At 75.4% G+C, this 18,802-nt stretch carries 15 protein-coding genes and 1 pseudogene; 7 read left to right on the top strand and 9 right to left on the bottom strand.

Annotation, left to right across the window (positions count from 1 at the left end; genetic code table 11):
• Positions 1-61: 61 nt before the first annotated feature.
• Positions 62-1,387, top strand: a complete 1,326-nt coding sequence (locus ACI79C_RS10000) for an MFS transporter (protein WP_456945493.1) — start codon at positions 62-64, stop codon at positions 1,385-1,387.
• A 124-nt stretch (positions 1,388-1,511) separates the two neighbouring features.
• Here the strand turns inward: ACI79C_RS10000 and ACI79C_RS09995 are convergent, their stop codons facing one another.
• The 5 genes from ACI79C_RS09995 to ACI79C_RS09975 all read right to left on the bottom strand — a co-directional run bounded on the left by ACI79C_RS09995 (position 1,512) and on the right by ACI79C_RS09975 (position 6,679).
• On the bottom strand, positions 1,512-1,856 hold the full coding sequence (locus ACI79C_RS09995; protein WP_456945492.1) for a nuclear transport factor 2 family protein: 345 nt from the start codon (positions 1,854-1,856) through the stop codon (positions 1,512-1,514).
• Between the two features lie 17 nt (positions 1,857-1,873).
• Positions 1,874-2,719: a DUF2182 domain-containing protein gene (locus tag ACI79C_RS09990; protein ID WP_456945491.1), complete on the bottom strand. Its 846-nt coding sequence runs from the start codon at positions 2,717-2,719 to the stop codon at positions 1,874-1,876.
• Between the two features lie 9 nt (positions 2,720-2,728).
• On the bottom strand, positions 2,729-3,370 hold the full coding sequence (locus ACI79C_RS09985) for a DUF1326 domain-containing protein (protein WP_456945490.1): 642 nt from the start codon (positions 3,368-3,370) through the stop codon (positions 2,729-2,731).
• Positions 3,371-3,542: 172 nt separating this feature from the next.
• Complete coding sequence (locus ACI79C_RS09980; protein ID WP_456945489.1) at positions 3,543-5,165, bottom strand: GMC family oxidoreductase; 1,623 nt, start codon at positions 5,163-5,165, stop codon at positions 3,543-3,545.
• The gene (locus tag ACI79C_RS09975; protein ID WP_456945488.1) at positions 5,162-6,679 is read right to left on the bottom strand and encodes an aldehyde dehydrogenase family protein; all 1,518 of its coding nucleotides are present in this window, start codon (positions 6,677-6,679) and stop codon (positions 5,162-5,164) included. The genes ACI79C_RS09980 and ACI79C_RS09975 overlap by 4 nt, the downstream gene beginning before the upstream one ends.
• Positions 6,680-6,897: 218 nt before the next feature.
• Here ACI79C_RS09975 and ACI79C_RS09970 point away from each other — a divergent pair, with 218 nt between their 5' ends.
• The 5 genes from ACI79C_RS09970 to ACI79C_RS09950 all read left to right on the top strand — a co-directional run bounded on the left by ACI79C_RS09970 (position 6,898) and on the right by ACI79C_RS09950 (position 11,911).
• Positions 6,898-7,800: a PaaX family transcriptional regulator gene (locus ACI79C_RS09970; protein WP_456945487.1), complete on the top strand. Its 903-nt coding sequence runs from the start codon at positions 6,898-6,900 to the stop codon at positions 7,798-7,800.
• 142 nt (positions 7,801-7,942) lie between these two features.
• Complete coding sequence (locus ACI79C_RS09965) at positions 7,943-8,854, top strand: SDR family NAD(P)-dependent oxidoreductase (protein ID WP_456945486.1); 912 nt, start codon at positions 7,943-7,945, stop codon at positions 8,852-8,854.
• A complete protein-coding gene (locus ACI79C_RS09960) occupies positions 8,851-9,744 on the top strand; it encodes an amidohydrolase family protein (protein ID WP_456945485.1) in 894 nt (297 codons plus the stop codon). Before ACI79C_RS09965 ends, ACI79C_RS09960 begins: the two co-directional genes overlap by 4 nt.
• Positions 9,741-11,384, top strand: coding sequence for an AMP-binding protein (locus ACI79C_RS09955; protein WP_456945484.1), 1,644 nt, complete (start codon positions 9,741-9,743; stop codon positions 11,382-11,384). Before ACI79C_RS09960 ends, ACI79C_RS09955 begins: the two co-directional genes overlap by 4 nt.
• 59 nt (positions 11,385-11,443) lie before the next feature.
• The gene (locus ACI79C_RS09950; RefSeq protein ID WP_456945483.1) at positions 11,444-11,911 is read left to right on the top strand and encodes a MaoC family dehydratase; all 468 of its coding nucleotides are present in this window, start codon (positions 11,444-11,446) and stop codon (positions 11,909-11,911) included.
• A 73-nt stretch (positions 11,912-11,984) separates the two neighbouring features.
• On the opposite strand, the gene ACI79C_RS09945 is transcribed toward ACI79C_RS09950, so the two are convergent.
• The 4 genes and pseudogenes from ACI79C_RS09945 to ppk2 all read right to left on the bottom strand — a co-directional run bounded on the left by ACI79C_RS09945 (position 11,985) and on the right by ppk2 (position 15,751).
• A complete protein-coding gene (locus ACI79C_RS09945; RefSeq protein WP_456945612.1) occupies positions 11,985-12,083 on the bottom strand; it encodes an aromatic-ring hydroxylase C-terminal domain-containing protein in 99 nt (32 codons plus the stop codon).
• A gap of 572 nt (positions 12,084-12,655) precedes the next feature.
• Positions 12,656-13,675, bottom strand: a pseudogene (locus ACI79C_RS09940) (FAD-dependent monooxygenase); the annotation flags it as partial.
• On the bottom strand, positions 13,672-14,643 hold the full coding sequence (locus tag ACI79C_RS09935; protein WP_456945482.1) for an ABC transporter substrate-binding protein: 972 nt from the start codon (positions 14,641-14,643) through the stop codon (positions 13,672-13,674). The pseudogene ACI79C_RS09940 and the gene ACI79C_RS09935, both read right to left, overlap by 4 nt.
• A gap of 175 nt (positions 14,644-14,818) precedes the next feature.
• Complete coding sequence (gene ppk2 / locus ACI79C_RS09930) at positions 14,819-15,751, bottom strand: polyphosphate kinase 2 (RefSeq protein ID WP_456945481.1); 933 nt, start codon at positions 15,749-15,751, stop codon at positions 14,819-14,821.
• Positions 15,752-15,809: 58 nt separating this feature from the next.
• On the opposite strand from ppk2, the gene ACI79C_RS09925 reads away from it, so the two are divergent.
• Positions 15,810-18,800 carry a sacsin N-terminal ATP-binding-like domain-containing protein gene (locus ACI79C_RS09925; RefSeq protein ID WP_456945480.1) on the top strand — a complete coding sequence of 997 codons (2,991 nt, stop codon included), beginning with the start codon at positions 15,810-15,812 and terminating at the stop codon, positions 18,798-18,800.
• Positions 18,801-18,802 lie beyond the last annotated feature (2 nt).

Below are 18,802 nucleotides of genomic sequence, written 5' to 3'. Positions count from 1 at the left end.
TTGCACATGTTGGCCTCCGGGCCACTGTCGGTCCGCCGCGCCGGTCGGCATGCTCGACGCCGTGACGACGACCGACCACCGCCCGGCCACCGCCACCCGCATCCACCCGGCCTGGTGGGTGGCGGCGGTGACGTTCCTGGCGCTGGTCGGCGCCGCGGCGTTCCGGGCCGTGCCGGGGGTGCTCATCGACCCGCTGCGGGCGGAGTTCGGCTGGTCGGTGACCACCATCTCGGCCGCCGTCGCGGTCAACATGGCGCTCTACGGGCTCACCGCGCCGTTCGCCGCCGCGCTGATGGAGCGCTTCGGCGTGCGCCGGGTCGTCGTCGGTGCCCTGCTGCTGACCGCGACCGGCAGCGGCCTGACGGTGTTCATGACCGCCAGCTGGCAGCTGGTCCTGCTGTGGGGGTTCCTGGTCGGTCTCGGCACCGGGTCCATGGCGCTGTCGCTGGTGGCCACGGTGACCGGCCGGTGGTTCGTGGCCCGCCGCGGACTGGTCTCGGGGATCCTCACCGCGGGCGGCGCGACCGGCCAGCTGGTGTTCCTGCCGCTGGTGGCCTGGGCCGACGCGACCTGGGGCTGGCGGTCGGCGTCGCTCGGGACGACGGCGGCGGCGCTGGCCGTCGTCCCGCTGGTGCTGTGGCTGCTGCGCGATCGGCCGCGGGACCTCGGTGTGGCGCCCTACGGCGGGACGCCGGACGACGACGTGGCCCCGGTGCGGACCGGCGCGGCCCGCTCGGCCGTGCGCGGCCTGGTGGAGGGCGCGCGCAGCCGGCCGTTCTGGCTGCTCGCGGGCGGCTTCTTCATCTGCGGGCTGTCCACCAACGGGCTGGTGCAGCCGCACTTCATCCCGGCCGCGCACGACCACGGGATGCCGGTGACGACCGCGGCGGGCCTGCTGGCCGTCGTCGGCGTCTTCGACATCGCCGGCACGGTGTTCTCGGGCTGGCTCACCGACCGGGTCGACCCGCGGGTGCTGCTGCTGGCCTACTACGGCCTGCGCGGCATGTCGCTGTTCCTGCTGCCGACCCTCTTCGGGCCGGACCTGCACGTCAGCATGATCGCGTTCATCGTCTTCTACGGCCTGGACTGGGTGGCCACGGTGCCGCCGACCCTGGCGCTGTGCCGCGAGCACTTCGGCGCGCGGGCCCCGGTGGTGTTCGGCTGGGTGTTCGCCTCGCACCAGGTGGGGTCCGCGTTCGCCGCGTTCGGCGGTGGTGTGGTCCGCGACGTGACCGGCTCCTACGACCTGGCCTGGTTCGCGGCCGGTGCGCTGTGCCTGGCCGCCGCGGCGATGTCGATCGCGATCCGCCGCGCCGGCCCGGCCGCGTCCGACGTCGGGCTGCCGCCCTCGCCCACCCAGGCCGCGGCCGGCCAGGCGCACGGCTGACGGGCCGCGGGACGGCGCGGGCAGCCGGGCCACGATCAGGGTCCCTGATCGTGTCGCGTCCTCCCTCCCCGCAGACCGTGGGGGAGGACGCGCGACGATCAGGTCCCCTGATCCCGGCGGGATCTCACCCGGTGCGCTCGAGGGTCAGCCGCACGGTCTGGACCCGGATGAGGTCGCCCTGGAAGACGAAGGTGTCCACGCCCTCGGCACGGGCCTTCTCGGCGACCGCCGTCCACTCGATGAACAGCACGTCGCGCTCGTAGATCCGGGTGGGCACCTCCCAGTGCGCGTCGGGCAGGTCGCCGAGCAGCGACGTGAAGACCTGCCGGATGCCGTCCCGGCCACGGGTCACGCCGTCGGGGGTGATGAGGACGGCGTCCTCGGCGTAGTCGGCGACGATCGCGTCGACGTCGCCGGCGCCGATCGCCTCCACGTGGTGCTCGAAGACCTCCTGCGGCGTCCGGGCCATGGCTCCTCCTGATCGCGTCAGCGGGCGGGGCTGCCGAGCATGCTCCCGACCGGCGGCGCTGCACAGACCCCGTGGTGGCACGGCGGCGCGGCGGGCGAGAACAGCGCCGAGGAGCAGACCGCGACGCCGCAGAGCAGGAGGGCGAACCCGACCGGCCGGACCAGCCGCGCTCCCCACCGCGCGGTCTTCTCCGCCACCATCACCGCGGTGAGGGCGAGCATCCACGCGAGGCTGCCGGCGCCGGTGGCGAACAGCACGAGCATCAGCGCCCAGCAGCAGCCCAGGCACCACAGGCCGGCCCGGACGCCGAGGCGGGCGGCGCCGCCGAACCCGCGGCGGTAGGACTGCCACAGGAAGGACGCCGGTGACCGGCAGGTGGTCAGGCAGGCGTCCTTGAACCGGCTGTACTGGTAGGCCCCGGCCAGGAGGAGCGCCCCGCCGAGGACCAGCCCGTCGCGGGCGGCGAGCGCCGGCCAGGCCCCGACCAGCCGGTCCAGCCCCCAGGCGGCGGCCAGCGCCACCGGTGCGACGGCGGTCCAGGTGGCCAGGTAGCCGGCGTAGAGGCCGGCCCGGGCGGTGCGGGGACGCGGCCCGCGCGCGCTGACCGCCGCGAACAGGCGGGCGAGCGGCACCAGCGTGGGCAGCATCATCGCGCCGATCATCACCGTCCAGGCGGCCAGGAACACGGCCGCCTGCACCGCCCACGGCGAGCCGTCGGCGGCCGGCGCGTGGCCGTGCCCGGCCGCCCCGGTGAGCACCAGCGCGAAGGTGCCCGCCCAGCACCCGCCGGCGACGCCCCACAGGAGGGGCGCGGGGTCGCGCGGGAGGCGCGCCGCGGGCGCCGCCCGGGACGCCGTCGTCACGCCGGCCGCTCAGCCGGAGAAGCGGAAGTGGCCCTGGAGGGCGTTCTTGCCGGAGATGTCGATGTCGGGGCGGCCCAGCATCCGCCCTGCCTGCCGGTAGACCGTGGCCTTGCCGGGCCAGGCGGGGGAGCCGGGGATCGTGCTGAACACCGTCTCGGTCAACGTGGTCGTCCGGCCGGTGGCGCCCTGGAAGGGGGACAGCTGGGCCTCCACGACGTCCCCGACCCGGAGCGTCCCGGCGCCCTCCTCGACGGTGAACGTCAGGGGTGCCCGCTGCACGGAGACCACCTCGCCGATCAGTGCGGCGAGGTCGGCGATCGGGCCGCCGAGCTGCCCGGTGAACACGTCGAGCAGCGCCTTCTCCTGCTCCTCGGTGCAGCGGTCGTCCACGTAGAGCGCGACGCGCCAGTTCCCGGCCAGCACGTTGCCGGGGATGTGGGTGACCGAGGCCAGCGCCCGGTCGGAGACGTCGACCCCGCGCACCGTGCCCGAGTCGATGTACCAGGCCAGCGCGGAGTCGCAGACGCCCCCGTCGGGGTCCTCACCGACCCAGCAGGGACAGATGGCGTCACACGTGCACACCTCCAGGAGGCGCCCCTCGAGGGTGTAGGTCGTGCCCTCGGCGGTCGGGGTGGTCGCGGTGGCGGTCATGGCAGTCCTCCCTCGTCGCGAGCCGTCGCCCGGCAGCGTGCGGGGGAGGCCGCCGAGGTGAGCGCCTCCACCGGGCGCGCCGTTCTCCGGGCACGGTCATCGCAGCACCGCGGGGCCGCCCGGGGCAGGGTCGGCGGTCCCTGCCGCGGTAGGGACCGCCCTCCCCGACGGGTCAGGCGGTGCCGACGAGGGCGGGGTCCACGCTGCGGCCCGTGACCAGGTCGGCGGCACGCTCGGCGACCATGATCGTCGGGCCGTTGGTGTTCCCCCGCACGAGCGTCGGGAGCACCGAGGCGTCGGCCACCCGGAGCCCGTCGAGGCCGTGCACCCGCAGCTGAGGGTCCACGACCGCGCCCTCGTCGGTGCCCATGCGGCAGGAGGAGGCCGGGTGGTAGAGCGACTCCAGCGTGTCGCGGACCGCCCGGCGCAGCGCGCCGGGGGTCTGCACGGTGCCGCCCGGGGACCACTCCGCCCCGAGGACGGCGGACAACGGGGCGGTCGCGGCGATCTCGCGGGTCTTCTCGACCCCGCAGACGAGCGCGTCCAGGTCCCGCTCGTCGGTCAGGTAGCCGGGGTCGATCGCCGGCGCCCACGTCGGGTCGGCCGACCGCAGCCGCACCGAGCCCCGCGAGTGCACCCGGACCAGCACGGCCGCGGCGGTGAAGGCGTCGACGTCGGGGTCGACCTCCGCCTGCCGCCAGTACTTGACCGGGAGGAAGTGGAACTGCAGGTCCGGCGCGGGCAGCCCCGGCCGGGAGCCGGTGAACAGCCCCGCCTCGGCCAGGTTCGACGTCAGGGGGCCCCGCCGGGCGCCGAACCACCGCGCGTACCCCGACGGCGACTCGGCGTGGACCAGCGACCTGCCCGAGCGGGTGTGCCACACCGTCGGCACCAGCGGGTGGTCCTGCAGCCCGGTACCCACGCCGGGCAGGTCCTGGACGACGTCGACGCCGACCTCGCGCAGGTGTGCACCGGGGCCGATGCCCGAGAGCATCAGCAGCTGCGGGGAGTTGACCGCCCCGCCGGCGAGCATGACCTCCGCGGCGGCGTACGCGGTGTGCGTCCGCCCGCCGGAGCGGTACTCGACGCCGGTGGCTCGCCCGCGGGAGACGAGCACCCGCGTGGTGAGCGCTCCGGTCCGCACCGTGAGGTTGGGCCGGCCGGCCGCCGGGTGCAGGTAGGCGTCGGCCGCCGACCAGCGCCGGCCGCGCCGCTGGGTGAGCTGGTAGAGGCCCGCGCCCTCCTGGGTGGCGCCGTTGAAGTCGTCGTTGCGGGGGTACCCGGCGGCGACCGCGGCCTGGACGGCGGCCCGCGACCAGGGGTGCGGCGAGCGGGGGTCCTCGACCCGCAGCGGCCCGCCGGCGCCGTGGAAGCGGTCGGCGCCGCGCGCGTTGTCCTCCATCCGGCGGAACAGCGGCAGCACGTGCTCGAAGGACCACGACGGGTCGCCGGTCAGCTCCGCCCACTCGTCGTAGTCGGCAGCCGCGCCCCGCATGTAGATCATCGCGTTGATCGACGAGGACCCGCCGACCAGCCTGCCGCGCGGCCAGAACAGCCGCCGCCCGCCCAGGCCCGGCTGTGGCTCGGTGGTGTAGTTCCAGTCCCGCCGGGTGCGCCAGTTCTTGTACAGCGCCGCCGGGATCCGCACCTCCAGCGCGTCGTCGCAGCCCCCGGCCTCCAGCAGCAGCACCCGCCGCGACGGGTCCTCCGTCAGCCGCCCGGCCAGCGCGCAGCCGGCCGAGCCCGCGCCGACGACGACGACGTCGTACTCCTCGGCCGCGTCAAGCGGGCTCACCGGTGGCGCCCGTGGACCAGGCCCATGACCCGGGCGAGCGCGTCGGCGGCCGCGGCGGGGCGGCCGAAGCTCATCAGGTTGACGGGGAGCGGCACCCGCTGCCGGGTGATCGCCTTGGCCCGGGTGAACTCCTTGAGCCCGTCCTCGCCGTGGATGCGGCCGAAGCCGCTCTCGCCGACACCGCCGAAGGGCAGCGCGGGCACCGAGGCGAAGGTGAGCACCGAGTTCACCGACGTCATCCCGCTGCGCATGCGGCGGGCCAGGTCCATCGCCCGCGCCTTCGAGCGGGAGAACACCGCGCCGGCCAGGCCGTGCGGGTTGGCGTTGGTGCGCGCCAGGGCCTCCTCGGCGTCGCGCACCCGCGTGACGGTGAGCGTCGGGCCGAACGTCTCCTCGCGCACCGCGGCCGAGCTCTCGGGGACGTCGAGCAGCACCGTCGGCGCCACGTACCGGCCCTCGACGGTGCCGCCGGCCAGCACCCGCCCACCGGCGGCGACGGCGTCGTCGAGGTGCCGGCGCACCACGTCGGTCTGCGCGGGCATGGTCATGGGCCCGTAGGCGGCGTCGTCGTCCGAGCCCGGGCGCAGGCCGCGCACCTTCTCGGTCACCTCCGCGACGAAGGCGTCGTAGACCCGCTCGGTGGCGTAGACCCGCTCGATGCCGATGCAGGTCTGCCCGGCGTTGCTCATCGCCCCCCAGACCGCGGCGTCGGCGGCGGCGGCCACGTCGGCGTCGTCGTCGACGATCATGGCGTCCTTGCCGCCGAGCTCCATGAGCACCGGGGTGAGGGTCTCGGCGCAGGCGCCCATCACCCTGCGCCCGGTGGGGGCCGACCCGGTGAAGGCCAGCTTGCCCACGCCCGCCCGGCACAGCGCCGCGCCGGTCTCCCCGTACCCGGTGACGACCTGCAGGGCGTCGGGGGCGTCGGGCACGGCCGCCCGCCACGCGTCGGTCAGCCACGTGCCCACCGCGGGGGTGTGCTCCGAGGGCTTGAAGACGACGGCGTTGCCGGCCGCGAGCGCGTAGGCGATAGAGCCCATCGGCGTGAACACCGGGTAGTTCCACGGGCCGATGACGCCGACGACCCCGAGCGGCTGGTACTCCAGGTACGCGGCGTGGTTGGCGGCCAGCAGGCCGGGGTTCACCCGCCGCGGGCCGAGGACCTTGCGGGCGTGTGCGCCGGCCCAGGCCAGGTGGTCGATCGCGAGGCTGATCTCGAGGATCGCGTCGGCGTGCGGCTTGCCGTTCTCCCGGTGCACCAGGTCGGCCAGCTCGTGCAGGCGCCGGGCGAGGTGGCCGCGGTAGGCGGCCAGCCGCTGCCGGCGGCCGTCGAAGCCGAGGGCCGCCCACCCGTCGGCGGCGGTGCGGGCCCGCTCGACCGCGGCCCGGACGTCGCCGGCGTCCTGCACGGGGAACACGCCGACGACCGCGCCGGACGCGGGGTCGGTGGACTCGAAGGTGGGGGCCGGACCGCCCCCGGCCGGGACGGCGTCCTCGTGCTCCGCGAGCGTCATGGCACCGCAGGTTACCGACCGGTAGTGCCACCCGCCTCCACAGAGGCAGGTCCCTGGCGCTCGTCACTGATCTGCGTATCGTGATCTCCGGGCCGGGAGGGTGGCGGGCGCCGCTCCGGGCCAGGTGCACCGGGGAGGGGACGACTCCCCGCGTCGACCGGACGGGAGGACGTGGCCATGACGGGTTCGACCGCGCCGCCGGCGGGGAGTGCGCGGCCGTGACGGCCACGGTCCCGGCTCCGGACGGCGGCCTGCTGGCGGAGGCGGCCGACGACCTCGCGAGCGGGGGCGACACGGCCGGTCCGCCGCACGTGCGCCCGCAGACCCACGTGCTCGTGTTCTGCGGCGTCCAGCTGACCGCCCCGGGTGCCGCGGTCCCGACGGCCGGGCTGGTCGACGTGCTGGTGCGGATGGGCGTGGGGGAGCACGCCGCACGGTCGACGGTCAGCCGGATGCTCCGCCGCGGGACCCTGGAGGGGCACCGGCGGGGCAAGCGCCTGCTCCTGTCGCCGTCCCCGGCCGCGCGGGCGGAGCTCGCCGAGGGCGGCGAGCGGGCCTGGCGGTCGCCGGTCAACCGCACGTGGGACGGTCAGTGGACGCTGCTGGGCTTCTCGCTGCCGGAGAGCCGGCGGGCCGACCGGCACCTGCTGCGCTCCCGGCTGCAGTGGGCCGGGTTCGGCCCGCTGCAGAACGGGCTGTGGGTCGCTCCCCGGCAGGTCGACGTCGAGGGCCTGCTGAAGAAGGTCGACGTCCTGGACTCCCTCAAGGTGTTCCGGGCGCAGGTGGCCGCGCCGAGCCAGGTGGCCGACCTCATCGACGACGCCTGGGACGTCGCCGGCATCGCCCGCGGCTACCAGCACTTCCTCGAGCGGTGGGACCGGCCCGACCCGCTGCCCGGGGCGACCGACGACCTCGCCCGCCAGCTGTGGCTGCACGGGGAGTGGACCCTGCTGGCCCGCTCTGACCCGGGGCTGCCCATCGAGTACCTGCCGGCCGACTGGCCGGCCGTCCGCGCCGAGCACGTGGCCCTGCGGCTGCGCGCCCGGTACGAGGCCGGCGCCGCAGCGCTGGCCGTGGAGCTCGTCGAGCGGCTCGACCCGGCCGGCGACCCGCCGCGCTGACCCGGGGCGGCGGCTGGGAACTCCGCGGTCGTTGACGCACGTGCGTTGACGTCCGACACGAAAGTGAATAACTTCGCAGGCAGCGGGCCGACGTGGTGCGCGCCACCTCCACCCCGCCCCCGAACGCGTCGAGAGGACTCCCATGCAGCTGAACGGCAAGGTCGCCGTCGTCACCGGGGCCGGTCGTGGCCTCGGCCAGGCCTACGCCAAGGCCCTCGCCGCGGCCGGCGCCGCCGTCGTGGTCAACGACCTCGACGTGGAGCTCGCCGAGGAGACCGTGCGGGCCATCCAGGCCGCTGGTGGCACCGCGGTCGCCGAGGGCTCGGCCATCGGCTCCACCGAGGCGGCCGACGCGATCGTCGCCAAGGCGGTCGGGGAGTTCGGCCGGCTCGACGTCATGGTGACCAACGCCGGCGTGCTGCGGGACCGTTCGCTGCTCAAGATGGAGGACGCCGACTTCGACGTCGTCGTCGAGACCCACCTGCGCGGCACGTTCACCTGCGGCCGTGCCGCCGCGCGGCAGTTCAAGGAGCAGGGCGGGAACGGCCGGCTCATCCTCATCGGCTCCCCGGCCGGCCAGCGGGCCAGCTTCGGGCAGACCGGCTACACCGCCTCCAAGGCCGGCATCGTCGGCCTGGTCCGCACCTGGGCCGCCGAGCTCGAGCGCAGCGGCAGCACGGTCAACGCCGTCATCCCGGTCGCGCTGACCCGGATGGTTGCCACCATCCCCGCCATGGCCGAGCTGGTCGAGAAGGTCGACCGCGGCGAGCCGATCCCCGCCGAGGTCCGCGCCAGCGGCCTGGGCACCCCCGACGACGTCGCCGGCCTGGTGGTCTTCCTCGCCTCCGACGAGGCCGCCGGCATCACCGGCCAGGCCATCGGCATCGGCGGCGACCGCATCGCGATCTGGTCGCACCCCACCGAGGTCGCCGTCGAGGTGCGCGAGGGCGGCTGGGACGCCGACGCGATCGCCGCGGCGTTCCCGACCCAGTTCCAGCCGCACCTGCAGGCGTTCAAGCCGGACACGATCCCCGGCGTCCCCGAGGGGAAGTGACCGCCGGCGTGGCCATCAACTTCGACGAGGTCGTCGCCATCGACGTGCACACCCACGTGCACAAGTCGGTCCACGGCGCCGCGTACACCTCCGACGCCGAGGACATGGGGCAGTACTTCGGCATCGGCACGATGCCGCAGTACTCGCTGCCGGAGGTGGCCGAGTACTACCGCGAGCGCAGGATGGCCGCGGTCGTCTTCGGCGTCGACAGCGTCTCGCAGACCGGCGAGGACCCGGTACCCACCAACGAGGAGGTCGCCGAGCTCGCCGCCGAGCACAGCGACGTGGTCATCCCGTTCGCCAGCATCGACCCGGCCCGCGGCGCGGCCGGCGTCCGGGCGGCCCGGAAGCTGGTGACCGAGTACGGGGTGCAGGGCTTCAAGTTCCACCCGAACACCCAGGCGTTCTTCCCGAACGACCGGCTGGCCTACCCGCTCTACGAGGTCATCGCCGAGCACGGCCTGGTCGCGCTGTTCCACACCGGCCAGACCGGCGTGGGCGCCGGTCAGCGGGCCGGTGGCGGCATCCGGCTCAAGTACTCCAACCCGATGCACGTCGACGACGTCGCCGTGGACTTCCCCGACATGAAGATCATCCTGGCCCACCCGTCCTTCCCCTGGCAGGACGAGGCCCTGTCGGTGGCCACGCACAAGCCCCAGGTCCACATCGACCTGTCGGGCTGGTCGCCGAAGTACTTCCCGCCGCAGCTGGTGCAGTACGCCAACTCGCTGCTGAAGGACAAGGTGCTCTTCGGGTCGGACTTCCCGGTCATCACCCCCGACCGGTGGATGAAGGACTTCGACGGCATCGCGATCAAGGACGAGGTGCGGCCGAAGATCCTCAAGGACAACGCCGCGCGGCTGTTCGGCCTGAGCGGGTCCGGGGCGTGAACGAGAGCTTCGCGACCGTCCTGGAGGCGGTCGGGGACCTCCGCCGCGACCGGCTGGCGGTCAGTCACGGGGAGCGCACCCGCACCTGGGCCGAGCTCGACGAGCGGGCCGCCCGCCTCGCCGGACACCTCGCCGCCCAGGGGATCGGCCCGGAGTCCCGGGTCGCCGTCGCGCTCTACAACGGCATCGAGTACCTGGAGAGCGTCTACGCGATCCTCAAGCTCCGTGCCGTGCCGCTGAACGTGAACTACCGGTACCGGCGCAACGAGATCGTCGCCCTGCTGGAGGACGCGCAGGCCGAGGCGGTGCTCTTCGACGCCTCCCTGGCCGAGCGGTTCGGCGAGGCCCGACCGGCACTGCCGCGGCTGCGGGCCCTCGTGCAGGTGGGCGGGGTGCAGGTGGGCGGGGCGCAGGTCGGCGGGCCGGACGACGTGCCGGAGTGGGCTGCCGACTACGAGCGGGCGGTGGCCGACGCCGAGCCCGCGCCCCGCACCGAGCGCGGCAACGACCTGTGGCTGATGTACACCGGCGGCACGACCGGACGGCCCAAGGGCGTGCTCTCCCGGCACTCGGGGCTGTTCACCACCTGCAGCGCCAACGGGTTCCTGCTGCTCGGGGAGCCGTTCCCGACGACGCTCGACGAGCTGCGGGCCACGCTGGAGCGCCTGGGCCTGGACCGCGACGCGATGGTCTGCCTGCCGGCGCCGCCGCTGATGCACGCGACCGGCATGTACACCACCTTCGGCGCGCTGCTGGCCGGCGGCCGCGTGGTCTACCTCCCGTCGCGGTCCTACGACCCGGACGAGCTGGCGGCCACGGTGCAGCGGGAGCGGGTGGACACCGTGTCGATCGTCGGCGACGTCTTCGCCCGGCCGCTGGCCGACGCGCTGGACGCCGCCGAGGCGGCCGGCCGCCCCTACGACCTGTCCAGCCTCGAGCGGATGATCAGCGTCGGCGTGACCTGGAGCGCGGACGTCAAGCAGCGGCTGTTGCGGCACGCCGACATGGTGTGCCGGGACCTGGTGGCCTCCTCGGAGGGCGGGCCCTACGCCGTGCAGGAGACCCGCCGCGGCGACCCCGCCGAGACCGCGCGCTTCCGGCTGTTCCCGGGTGCGCGGGTCATCGACGACGCGGGCCGGCCGGTCGAACCGGGATCCGGGGAGATCGGGATGCTGGCCGCACCGGTCGACGAGCACATCCGCTACCAGGGGGACGACGCGGCCACCGCGGGGACCTTCCGCGAGATCGGCGGGACGCGGTGGGTCGTCCCCGGCGACATGGCCAGCCTGGAGGCCGACGGCACCGTCGTCTTCCACGGCCGCGGCAGCCGGGTGATCAACACCGGCGGCGAGAAGGTGTTCGCCGAGGAGGTCGAGCAGTTGCTGCTCACCCACCCGGCCGTCCGCGACGCCATGGTGGTCGGCGCGCCCGATCCCCGGTGGGGGTCGCGGATCGTCGCCGTCGTCGCCCTGCAGCCCGGCGCGCACCTCACCGACGAGGAGGCCCGGGACTTCGTGGGCGCGCAGCTGGCCGACCACAAGCGGCCGCGCGAGCTGGTCGTCGTCGACGAGTTGAAGCGCAGCCCCTCGGGCAAGGCAGACCTGTCCTGGGCCCGGCACGTGGCCGAGTCCCACCACTAGTCCGGAGAACCACGAGTAGTCCGGAGAACCACGAGTATTCCGGAGAAGAGGAGAACCCCATGGCCACCCCCATCACCGTCGACGGCGTCGAGGGCGTCAAGAGCCTGGTCGGCAAGGAGCTCGGCCCCACCGACTGGGTGGAGATCACCCAGGAGATGGTCAACCAGTTCGCCGACGCCACCGGCGACCACCAGTGGATCCACGTCGACGTCGAGCGGGCGAAGACCGAGAGCCCCTTCGGCGGCCCGATCGCCCACGGCTACCTGACCCTGTCGCTGTGGCCGCGCTTCGCGCCGGAGCTGATGGAGTACACCGGCTTCAAGCTGACCGTGAACTACGGCACCGAGAAGGTCCGCTTCCCCTCGCCGGTGCCGGTCGGCGCCAAGCTGCGGGCCAAGGCGACCATCGACTCGGTGACCGACGTCGCCGAGGGCGTCATCCAGACGCTGCAGACCGCCACCTTCGAGGTCGAGGGGGCGGCCAAGCCGGCCTGCGTCGCGACGATCGTCCTGCGCCACTTCGTCTGACCGCCCGTCCGCGCCACGAGAGAGGCCCCTGACCGGCAGGTCAGGGGCCTCTCGTCGCTCGACGCGATGCCGGTCAGCCGGCGGTGCGCCCGGTGACCGTGGCCAGGACGCCGTCCGCGTCCCCGACCCGGTCCCCGGCCCAGGCGACGTACTGGTCGGGACGGACCAGCACCAGGTCGGCCCCGTACGCGGCCCGGGGGGGGGCGCCGCCGGCCCCCCCCCGCCCCCCGCGCCCCCCCCCCCGCCCCCCCCCCCCCCCCCCCCCCCCCCCCCCGCCCCCCCCCCCGCCCCCCCACCCCCCACGACCCGCAGCGGGACCGCCGCGCGCTCCGCGGCCGCGACCAGCTCGTCGCCGCCCGTGCCGGCGCGCAGGAGCACGAACCCGCTCCCGGTCAGGTGGTCGAACAGGTCGACGTCGGCACCCTCGGGCTGGGCGGCGAGGTGGTGCCCCGGACGGGCCCGGGTCTCGTGCCGGCCCAGGGCGCTGGGGGTCCCCCCACCGTCCCCGGCGACGACGGGCGAGCCCTCGTAGTGGGGCTCGAACGCGTCGACCTCCTCGGGGGAGCCCGACGCCCGCTCGTTCCAGGCAGCCTCGAAGTCCTCGAGGTCCTTGGCGGGGTCGTGGGCGGCCAGGAAGTCCCGGTCGACCTCGATGGACTTGGCGATGAAGTCGTCCCGGGTCGAGGCGAAGACCGGCCGCCGCTCGGCGTCGTAGGAGTCCAGCAGGCGCTCTCCCGCCCAGCCCTCCAGCGTGGCGCCGAGCTTCCAGGCGAGATTGGCGGCGTCCTCGAACCCGGTGTTGATGCCGAAGCCGCCGTAGGGCGGGTGGCTGTGCGCGGCGTCGCCGGCGATGAACAGCCGCCCCGCGCGGTAGGAGTCGGCCAGCGCGAACCGCAGGTCCCAGAACCCGACGTGCTGGAACTCGACGTCGAACTCCGTGCCGACCGTCCGGTACAGCAGGGGCCGGAAGTCGGTCGAGGCGTCGACGACGTCGCGGTCGACCGGTGCGTGGAAGAACCACGTCTCCTGGGCGTCGACCCGCCCGAGAAACTGCCAGTAGCCCTCGAGCTCCGGGTTGAGCACGTTGAAGTACGACCGGCCCCGGTACCGCTCCAGCAGGCCGTCGAGCTGCTGGGAGCGGAAGACGAGCAGGACCATGAGCTGGTCGTGGTCGCTGCGGGTCTGGGGGATGCCGGCCGCCTCGCGGACCAGCGACCGGGCGCCGTCGCAGCCGACCGCGTAGTCGGCCGCGACCTCCAGCACCGCCCCCGACCCGTCGCGGGCGCGGACCCGGACGGCCCCGGCGTCCTGGGTGACCTCCTCGGCCTTGTAGCCGTAGTGCACGGAGACGGCCGGCACCTCGGCCACGCGCTCGCGCAGCGCGCGCTCGGTGGCGTACTGGGGGAGGCGCTCGTTGTCGGCCGCGTAGAACCGGCGGACCGCCGCCCGGCGGTGCCAGTCGTAGGCGTACGGGCCGAGCAGCGAGCCGTAGGCGGTCATGCCGCCGATGCCGTACTCGGTGGGGATGCGCCGGCCCGCGCGGACGCGGTCCTCGACCCCCCAGGCCCGCATGTGCTCCATCGTCCGCTGGGTCAGGTTCTGGCCCTTGGGCACCGGCTGCGGTTCCGGGCGGCGCTCGATGACCGCGCACCGGATCCCGCGCTGGCCGAGGGCGATGGCCAGCCCCGTACCGACCGGCCCGCCGCCGACGACGGCGACCTGCGTCCGGACGGTCTGCACGTCCTGCACGGTCTGCTCGGTCATCCGACGACGACCTCGTCCAGGTCGACCGGCGCCTCGATCAGGCCGTAGCTGACCATGCGGTCCTGGATGAGCTCCACCGACTCCCGGTCGGTGCCGCCCTGCCAGGTGTTGATCCGCACCTGGGAGGCCAGCTCGGGGGAGATGTCGCTGATCTCCGGCAGCGCCGCGCGGAACGACTCCGGGTCCTCCCGGATGGCGTCAGCGGTGGCCTGCACGCCCTGGAGGAAGGCCTCGGCCACCTCGGGGTCCTCCTGCACCGCCTGGGCGCTCATCACGTAGGTGCCGATCTGCAGGCCGGGTCGCAGCTCGGAGTACGGGTGGCCGACGATCTTCATGCCCTGCTGCTCGGCCGCGGTGACGAAGGGCTCGATGACCACGGCGGCGGCGACGTCACCACCGAGCACGGCCGGGGCCATGTCGGGGAAGGGCAGCTCGACGAACTCGACGCTGTCGGAGGCGAGCCCGGCGTCCTCCAGCATCGCGCCGACCACGACGTCGTTGATGTTGCGCAGCGTGTTGACCGCGATCCGCTGCCCCTCCAGCTGGGAGATGTCGGTGACCGGGCTGTCGGGCGCGACCATGAGCGCGGAGAAGTCCTGCTCCGGGTCCTCCGAGGTGCTGGTGCCACCGGCGACCATGCGCACCGGCAGCCCCTGCTCGGCCGCCACGAGGACGGAGACGATGTTGGAGCCGGCGACGTCCAGGTCCCCGCCGAGCAGCTGCGGGATCACGGTGGCCCCGCCGGCGGAGGCAGAGACCTCCAGCTCCAGGCCGGCGTCCTCGAAGTAGCCCTGCTGCTGGCCGTAGGTGAGGAAGTTCAGCGGCGCGCCGGCGGTGTCGGCGACGGTGATCGTGGTGAGGCCGCCCTCGCCGCCGGAGGCGGAGGGGGACTCGTCGTCCCCTCCGCAGGAGGCGAGGAGCAGTGCCGCTGCGCTGAGCGCGGCGACGGAACGGAACCGGGCGGGCACGACGTCTCCTCTCGCGGTGTGGCGGCGCGTTGGAGGAGGCGCCGCCGGAACTGAGCGAGACGGTAGCTGTCGTTCCGTGCTGCGAACCAGAAGCGCGGGAAAGTTTCGCAGGATCGAACGTTGGGTGGCGCGGCCCGGTCGGGTCAGCGCCCTCGCGTTCCTCCCCGTGGCCGGCTCACGGCGCCGGGACGAGGTCCTCGCGGCGCAGCGCCTCCCGGTCGGACTCCAGGACGTCGGCCGCCGCCACGACGATGTTCGGGTCGGGGGTGCCGACCACGGACGCGTCCTTGCCCTCGTAGTCCAACCGGGACAGCACGTGCCGCATGGCCTCCAGTCGCGCGCGCTTCTTGTCGTTGCTCTTGATGACCGTCCACGGCGCGACGTCGGTGTCGGTGGCGGCGAACATCGCCTCCTTGGCGGAGGTGTAGTCGTCCCACTTGTCCAGCGAGGCGAGGTCGGTGGGGGAGAGCTTCCACTGCCGCACCGGGTCGATGGCGCGGACGATGAACCGGGTGCGCTGCTCGCGCCGGGACACCGAGAACCAGAACTTGACCAGGTGGACGCCGCTGTCGACGAGCATCCGCTCGAACTCCGGGCACTGGCGCATGAACTGCTCGTACTGCTGCTGGCTGGCGTAGCCCATCACCCGCTCGACGCCGGCGCGGTTGTACCAGGAGCGGTCGAACAGCACGATCTCGCCGGCCGCCGGCAGGTACTGGATGTAGCGCTGGAAGTACCACTGGGTCTGCTCGCGCTCCGAGGGCTTGTCCAGCGCGACCACCGACGCGCCGCGCGGGTTGAGGTGCTCGGTGAACCGCTTGATGGTGCCGCCCTTGCCCGCGGCGTCCCGGCCCTCGAAGACGACGACGAGCTTCTGCCCGGTGTCCTTGACCCAGCCCTGCAGTCGCAGCAGCTGGATCTGCAGGCGGCGCTTCTCCCGCTCGTACTCCCGCCGCGGGAGCTTCTCGCCGTACGGGTAGCCCTCGCGCCAGGTCTCCACCCGCTCCCCGTCGGGGCCGAAGAGCTCGCCGTCGTCGTCCCAGTCCTCGTCGGAGTCCTCGTCGGGGAGTGCCTGCAACCGATACCGGGAGACGTCGATCTCGCTCACGGCCGGTGCGGTACCCAGCGGCAGGCCGGTCCCATGCCCCGCTGCCATGCTGACCGGCGTGTCCGACCCCTTCGAGACCGCGGAGCTGCGGCGACGGGTGCTCGCCGCCTGGACCGACTCACCGGCCCGGTTCCGGGAGGACGCCAACGCCGAGGAGGACCTCGTCCGCGGCGGGTACCGCGACCGGCTGCTGGTCGAGCTGGCCCAGAACGCCGCCGACGCGGCGCTCCGGGCCGGCGTGCCGGGACGGCTGCGGCTCGAGCTCGACGTCGACCGCTCCGGGGCGGAGGTCCTGCGGGGGGCCAACACCGGCGCGCCGCTGGACGCCGCCGGTGTGCAGGGGCTCGCCTCGCTGCGCGCCTCGGCCAAGCGCGACGACGCGGCGACCGTCGGCCGCTACGGGGTCGGCTTCGCGGCGGTCCTCGCGGTCAGCGACGAGCCGGCGCTGCTCTCCACCACCGGCGGGGTCCGGTTCAGCGCGGCGCGCACCCGCGCCGAGGTCGCCGCCGTCCCCGCGCTGGCCGACGAGCTGACCCGCCGCGAGGGCGGGGTGCCGGTGCTGCGGCTGCCGTGGCCGGCCGAGGGCGGCCCACCGGAGGGGTACGCGACCGAGGTCGTCCTGCCGCTGCGCGCGGGGACGCGGACCGCCGTCCGCACCGCCCTGGAGGAGCTCGAGGCCGAGCTGCTGCTGGCGCTGCCCGGGCTGGCGGCCGTCGACGTGGTCCTCGACGGCGCGGTCCGGTCGCTCGTCGTCGCGCACCGCGACGCGGAGGCCGACCTCACCGACGGCGCGCGGACGACGACCTGGCGACTGGAGCGGCGCAGCGGGGAGCTCCCCGCCGGGCTGTTCGCCGAGCGGCCGGTGGAGGCGCGCTCACGGCGCGGCTACACCGTGACCTGGGCGGTGCCGCTGGACGACGACGGCCGCCCGGTGCCGCTGCCCCTGCCGCAGCGCGTGCACGCACCCACCCCGAGCGACGAGCCGCTCACCCTGCCCGCCCGGCTGCTCGCGCCGTTCCCGCTGGGCCCCGACCGCCGGCACGTGCTGCCCGGCCCGGTCACCGACGCGCTGGTCGACGTCGCCGCCGACGCCTACGCGGGCCTGCTGACGGCGCTCCCGGCCGACGCCTCGGTGCTCGCGCTGGTGCCCCGCGTCGGGCTCGCCGGGGCCGAGCTCGACGCCGCGCTGGGCACCGCCGCGCTGGACCGGCTGCGCGCGACCGCGTGGCTGCCGGTCGCCGGGCACGAGGCCGACCGCCAGCCGCCCGCCCGGGCCGGGGTGCTGGCCGAGGCGACCGAGGAGCGGGTCGCGGCGCTCACCGACGTGGTGCCCGGCCTGCTGCCGGCGGGGTGGTCCCGGCGCGGCGACGCCCCGGCCCTCGCCGCCCTGGGCGTGCGGCGGGTGGGCACCGCCGAGGCGGTGGAGGCGGTGCGCGGTGTCGACCGCCCGGCGTACTGGTGGGCGCGGCTCTACGCCGCCCTGGAGGGCGCAGACCGCGAGGAGCTCGCCGCGCTGCCCGTGCCGCTGACCGACGGCCGGACCGCCCACGGCCCGGCCGGGGTGCTGCTGCCCGACGAAGGCCTCCCGGTGCAGCGGCTGGGAGCGCTCGGCCTGCGGGTGGCCGAGCCCGCGGCCGTCGCCCCCGCCGCGGCCCGGCGGCTGCTCGAGCGCCTCGGTGCCCGGCCCGCGACGGCGGCGGGCGTGCTCGCCGACCCGGAGGTGCGCGCCGCGGTCGAGGGGTCGATGGACGCGGTGGAGGACGGCTGGGACGACGGCGCCGACCCCGAGGACCTGGCGGCGGCGGTGCTCGCCCTCGTCGCGGCCGCCGGGACCGCGCCGGGGGAGCTGCCGTGGCTGGCCGAGCTGGCCCTGCCCGACGCCGACGGCGGCTGGGCGCCGGCCGGGGAACTGGTGCTGCCGGGCTCGCCCTTCGCCGCCGTCCTCGCCGCGGGCTCACTGGGCACGCTCGACGCCGCCACCGCCGCCGCGCACGACCCCGCCGTCCTGCGGGCCGTCGGCGTCCTGGACGGCTTCGCGCTGACCACCGCCGAGGACCCCGACGACCTCGACGTCGACGGCGCCGAGGAGTGGGCCGACGCGGTGCTGGACCGGCTGCCGCCGGGCGGACCGCCCCCGCGGTGGCCTCCGCTGACCGCCGTCCGCGACCTCGAGCTGGTCGTCGACTGGCCGGGAGCGCTGCGGCTGCTGGCCGCGCTGCCCGCGGCGACGTGGGCGGACGTGCTGCTCGACGGGGTGGCGGTGCCGGGTCACCTGCGCTGGTGGCTGGCCACGCACCCGGTGCTCGACGGTTCCCGGCCCGACCGGTTGCGGCACCCCGGCAGCGTCGAGCTCCAGGGACTGTACGAAGCGGCGCGGGCCGAGCCGGCCCTGGTCGACCTGCTGCGGCCCCCGGCGACCGTGGCCGACGTGCTGGCCGACGTCGACGGCGCGCTCGACCTCCTCGACCGGCTCGGCGACCCGCGGCGCACCGTCGCGCCGGCGGTGCTGCGCACCGTCCACGCCCGGCTCGCCCGGGCGCTGGACGGGGTGGACGTCGACCCGCCGGACCGGGTGCGGGTCGCGCCGGACCGCGTGGTGGCCGCCGACGAGGCCGTCGTCCTCGACGCCCCCTGGTTGCTGCCCCTGGTCGACCGCGCCCTCGTCCCGGCCGGCGGCGCGCCGGGACCGGTGGCCGACCTGCTCGACCTGCCGCTGGCCACCGAGGTGGTGCGGGTGCGCGTGGGCACCCGCCCGGTGCGCCGGCTGCGGTGGGCGGAGGTCCCGGGAGCGGCGCTGGCCGCGGCCCGGCTCGGCGTCGCGGGGCTGGAGGGGGAGGTGGCCGTCCACGAGCCGCTGAGGGCCGGCGGGCGGCCGGTGCCCTGGTGGCCGGGGGACGACGTCGACCACGTCGACGGCACGCCCGCGGCGCTCGGCCGTGCGCTGGCCTGGCGGGCGGGGGCCTGGCCGCTGCGCCAGGCGCTGGCCGAGGCGTTCGCCGGCCCCGGCCGGGCCGGCGAGCTCGCCGCCGAGGACGCTCTCGGCCCCTAGCC

The organism is Geodermatophilus sp. SYSU D00697, assembly GCF_054050175.1.
The sequence above is the reverse complement of the archived record's forward strand: the minus strand, read 5'-3'. Positions and strand labels throughout refer to the sequence as shown.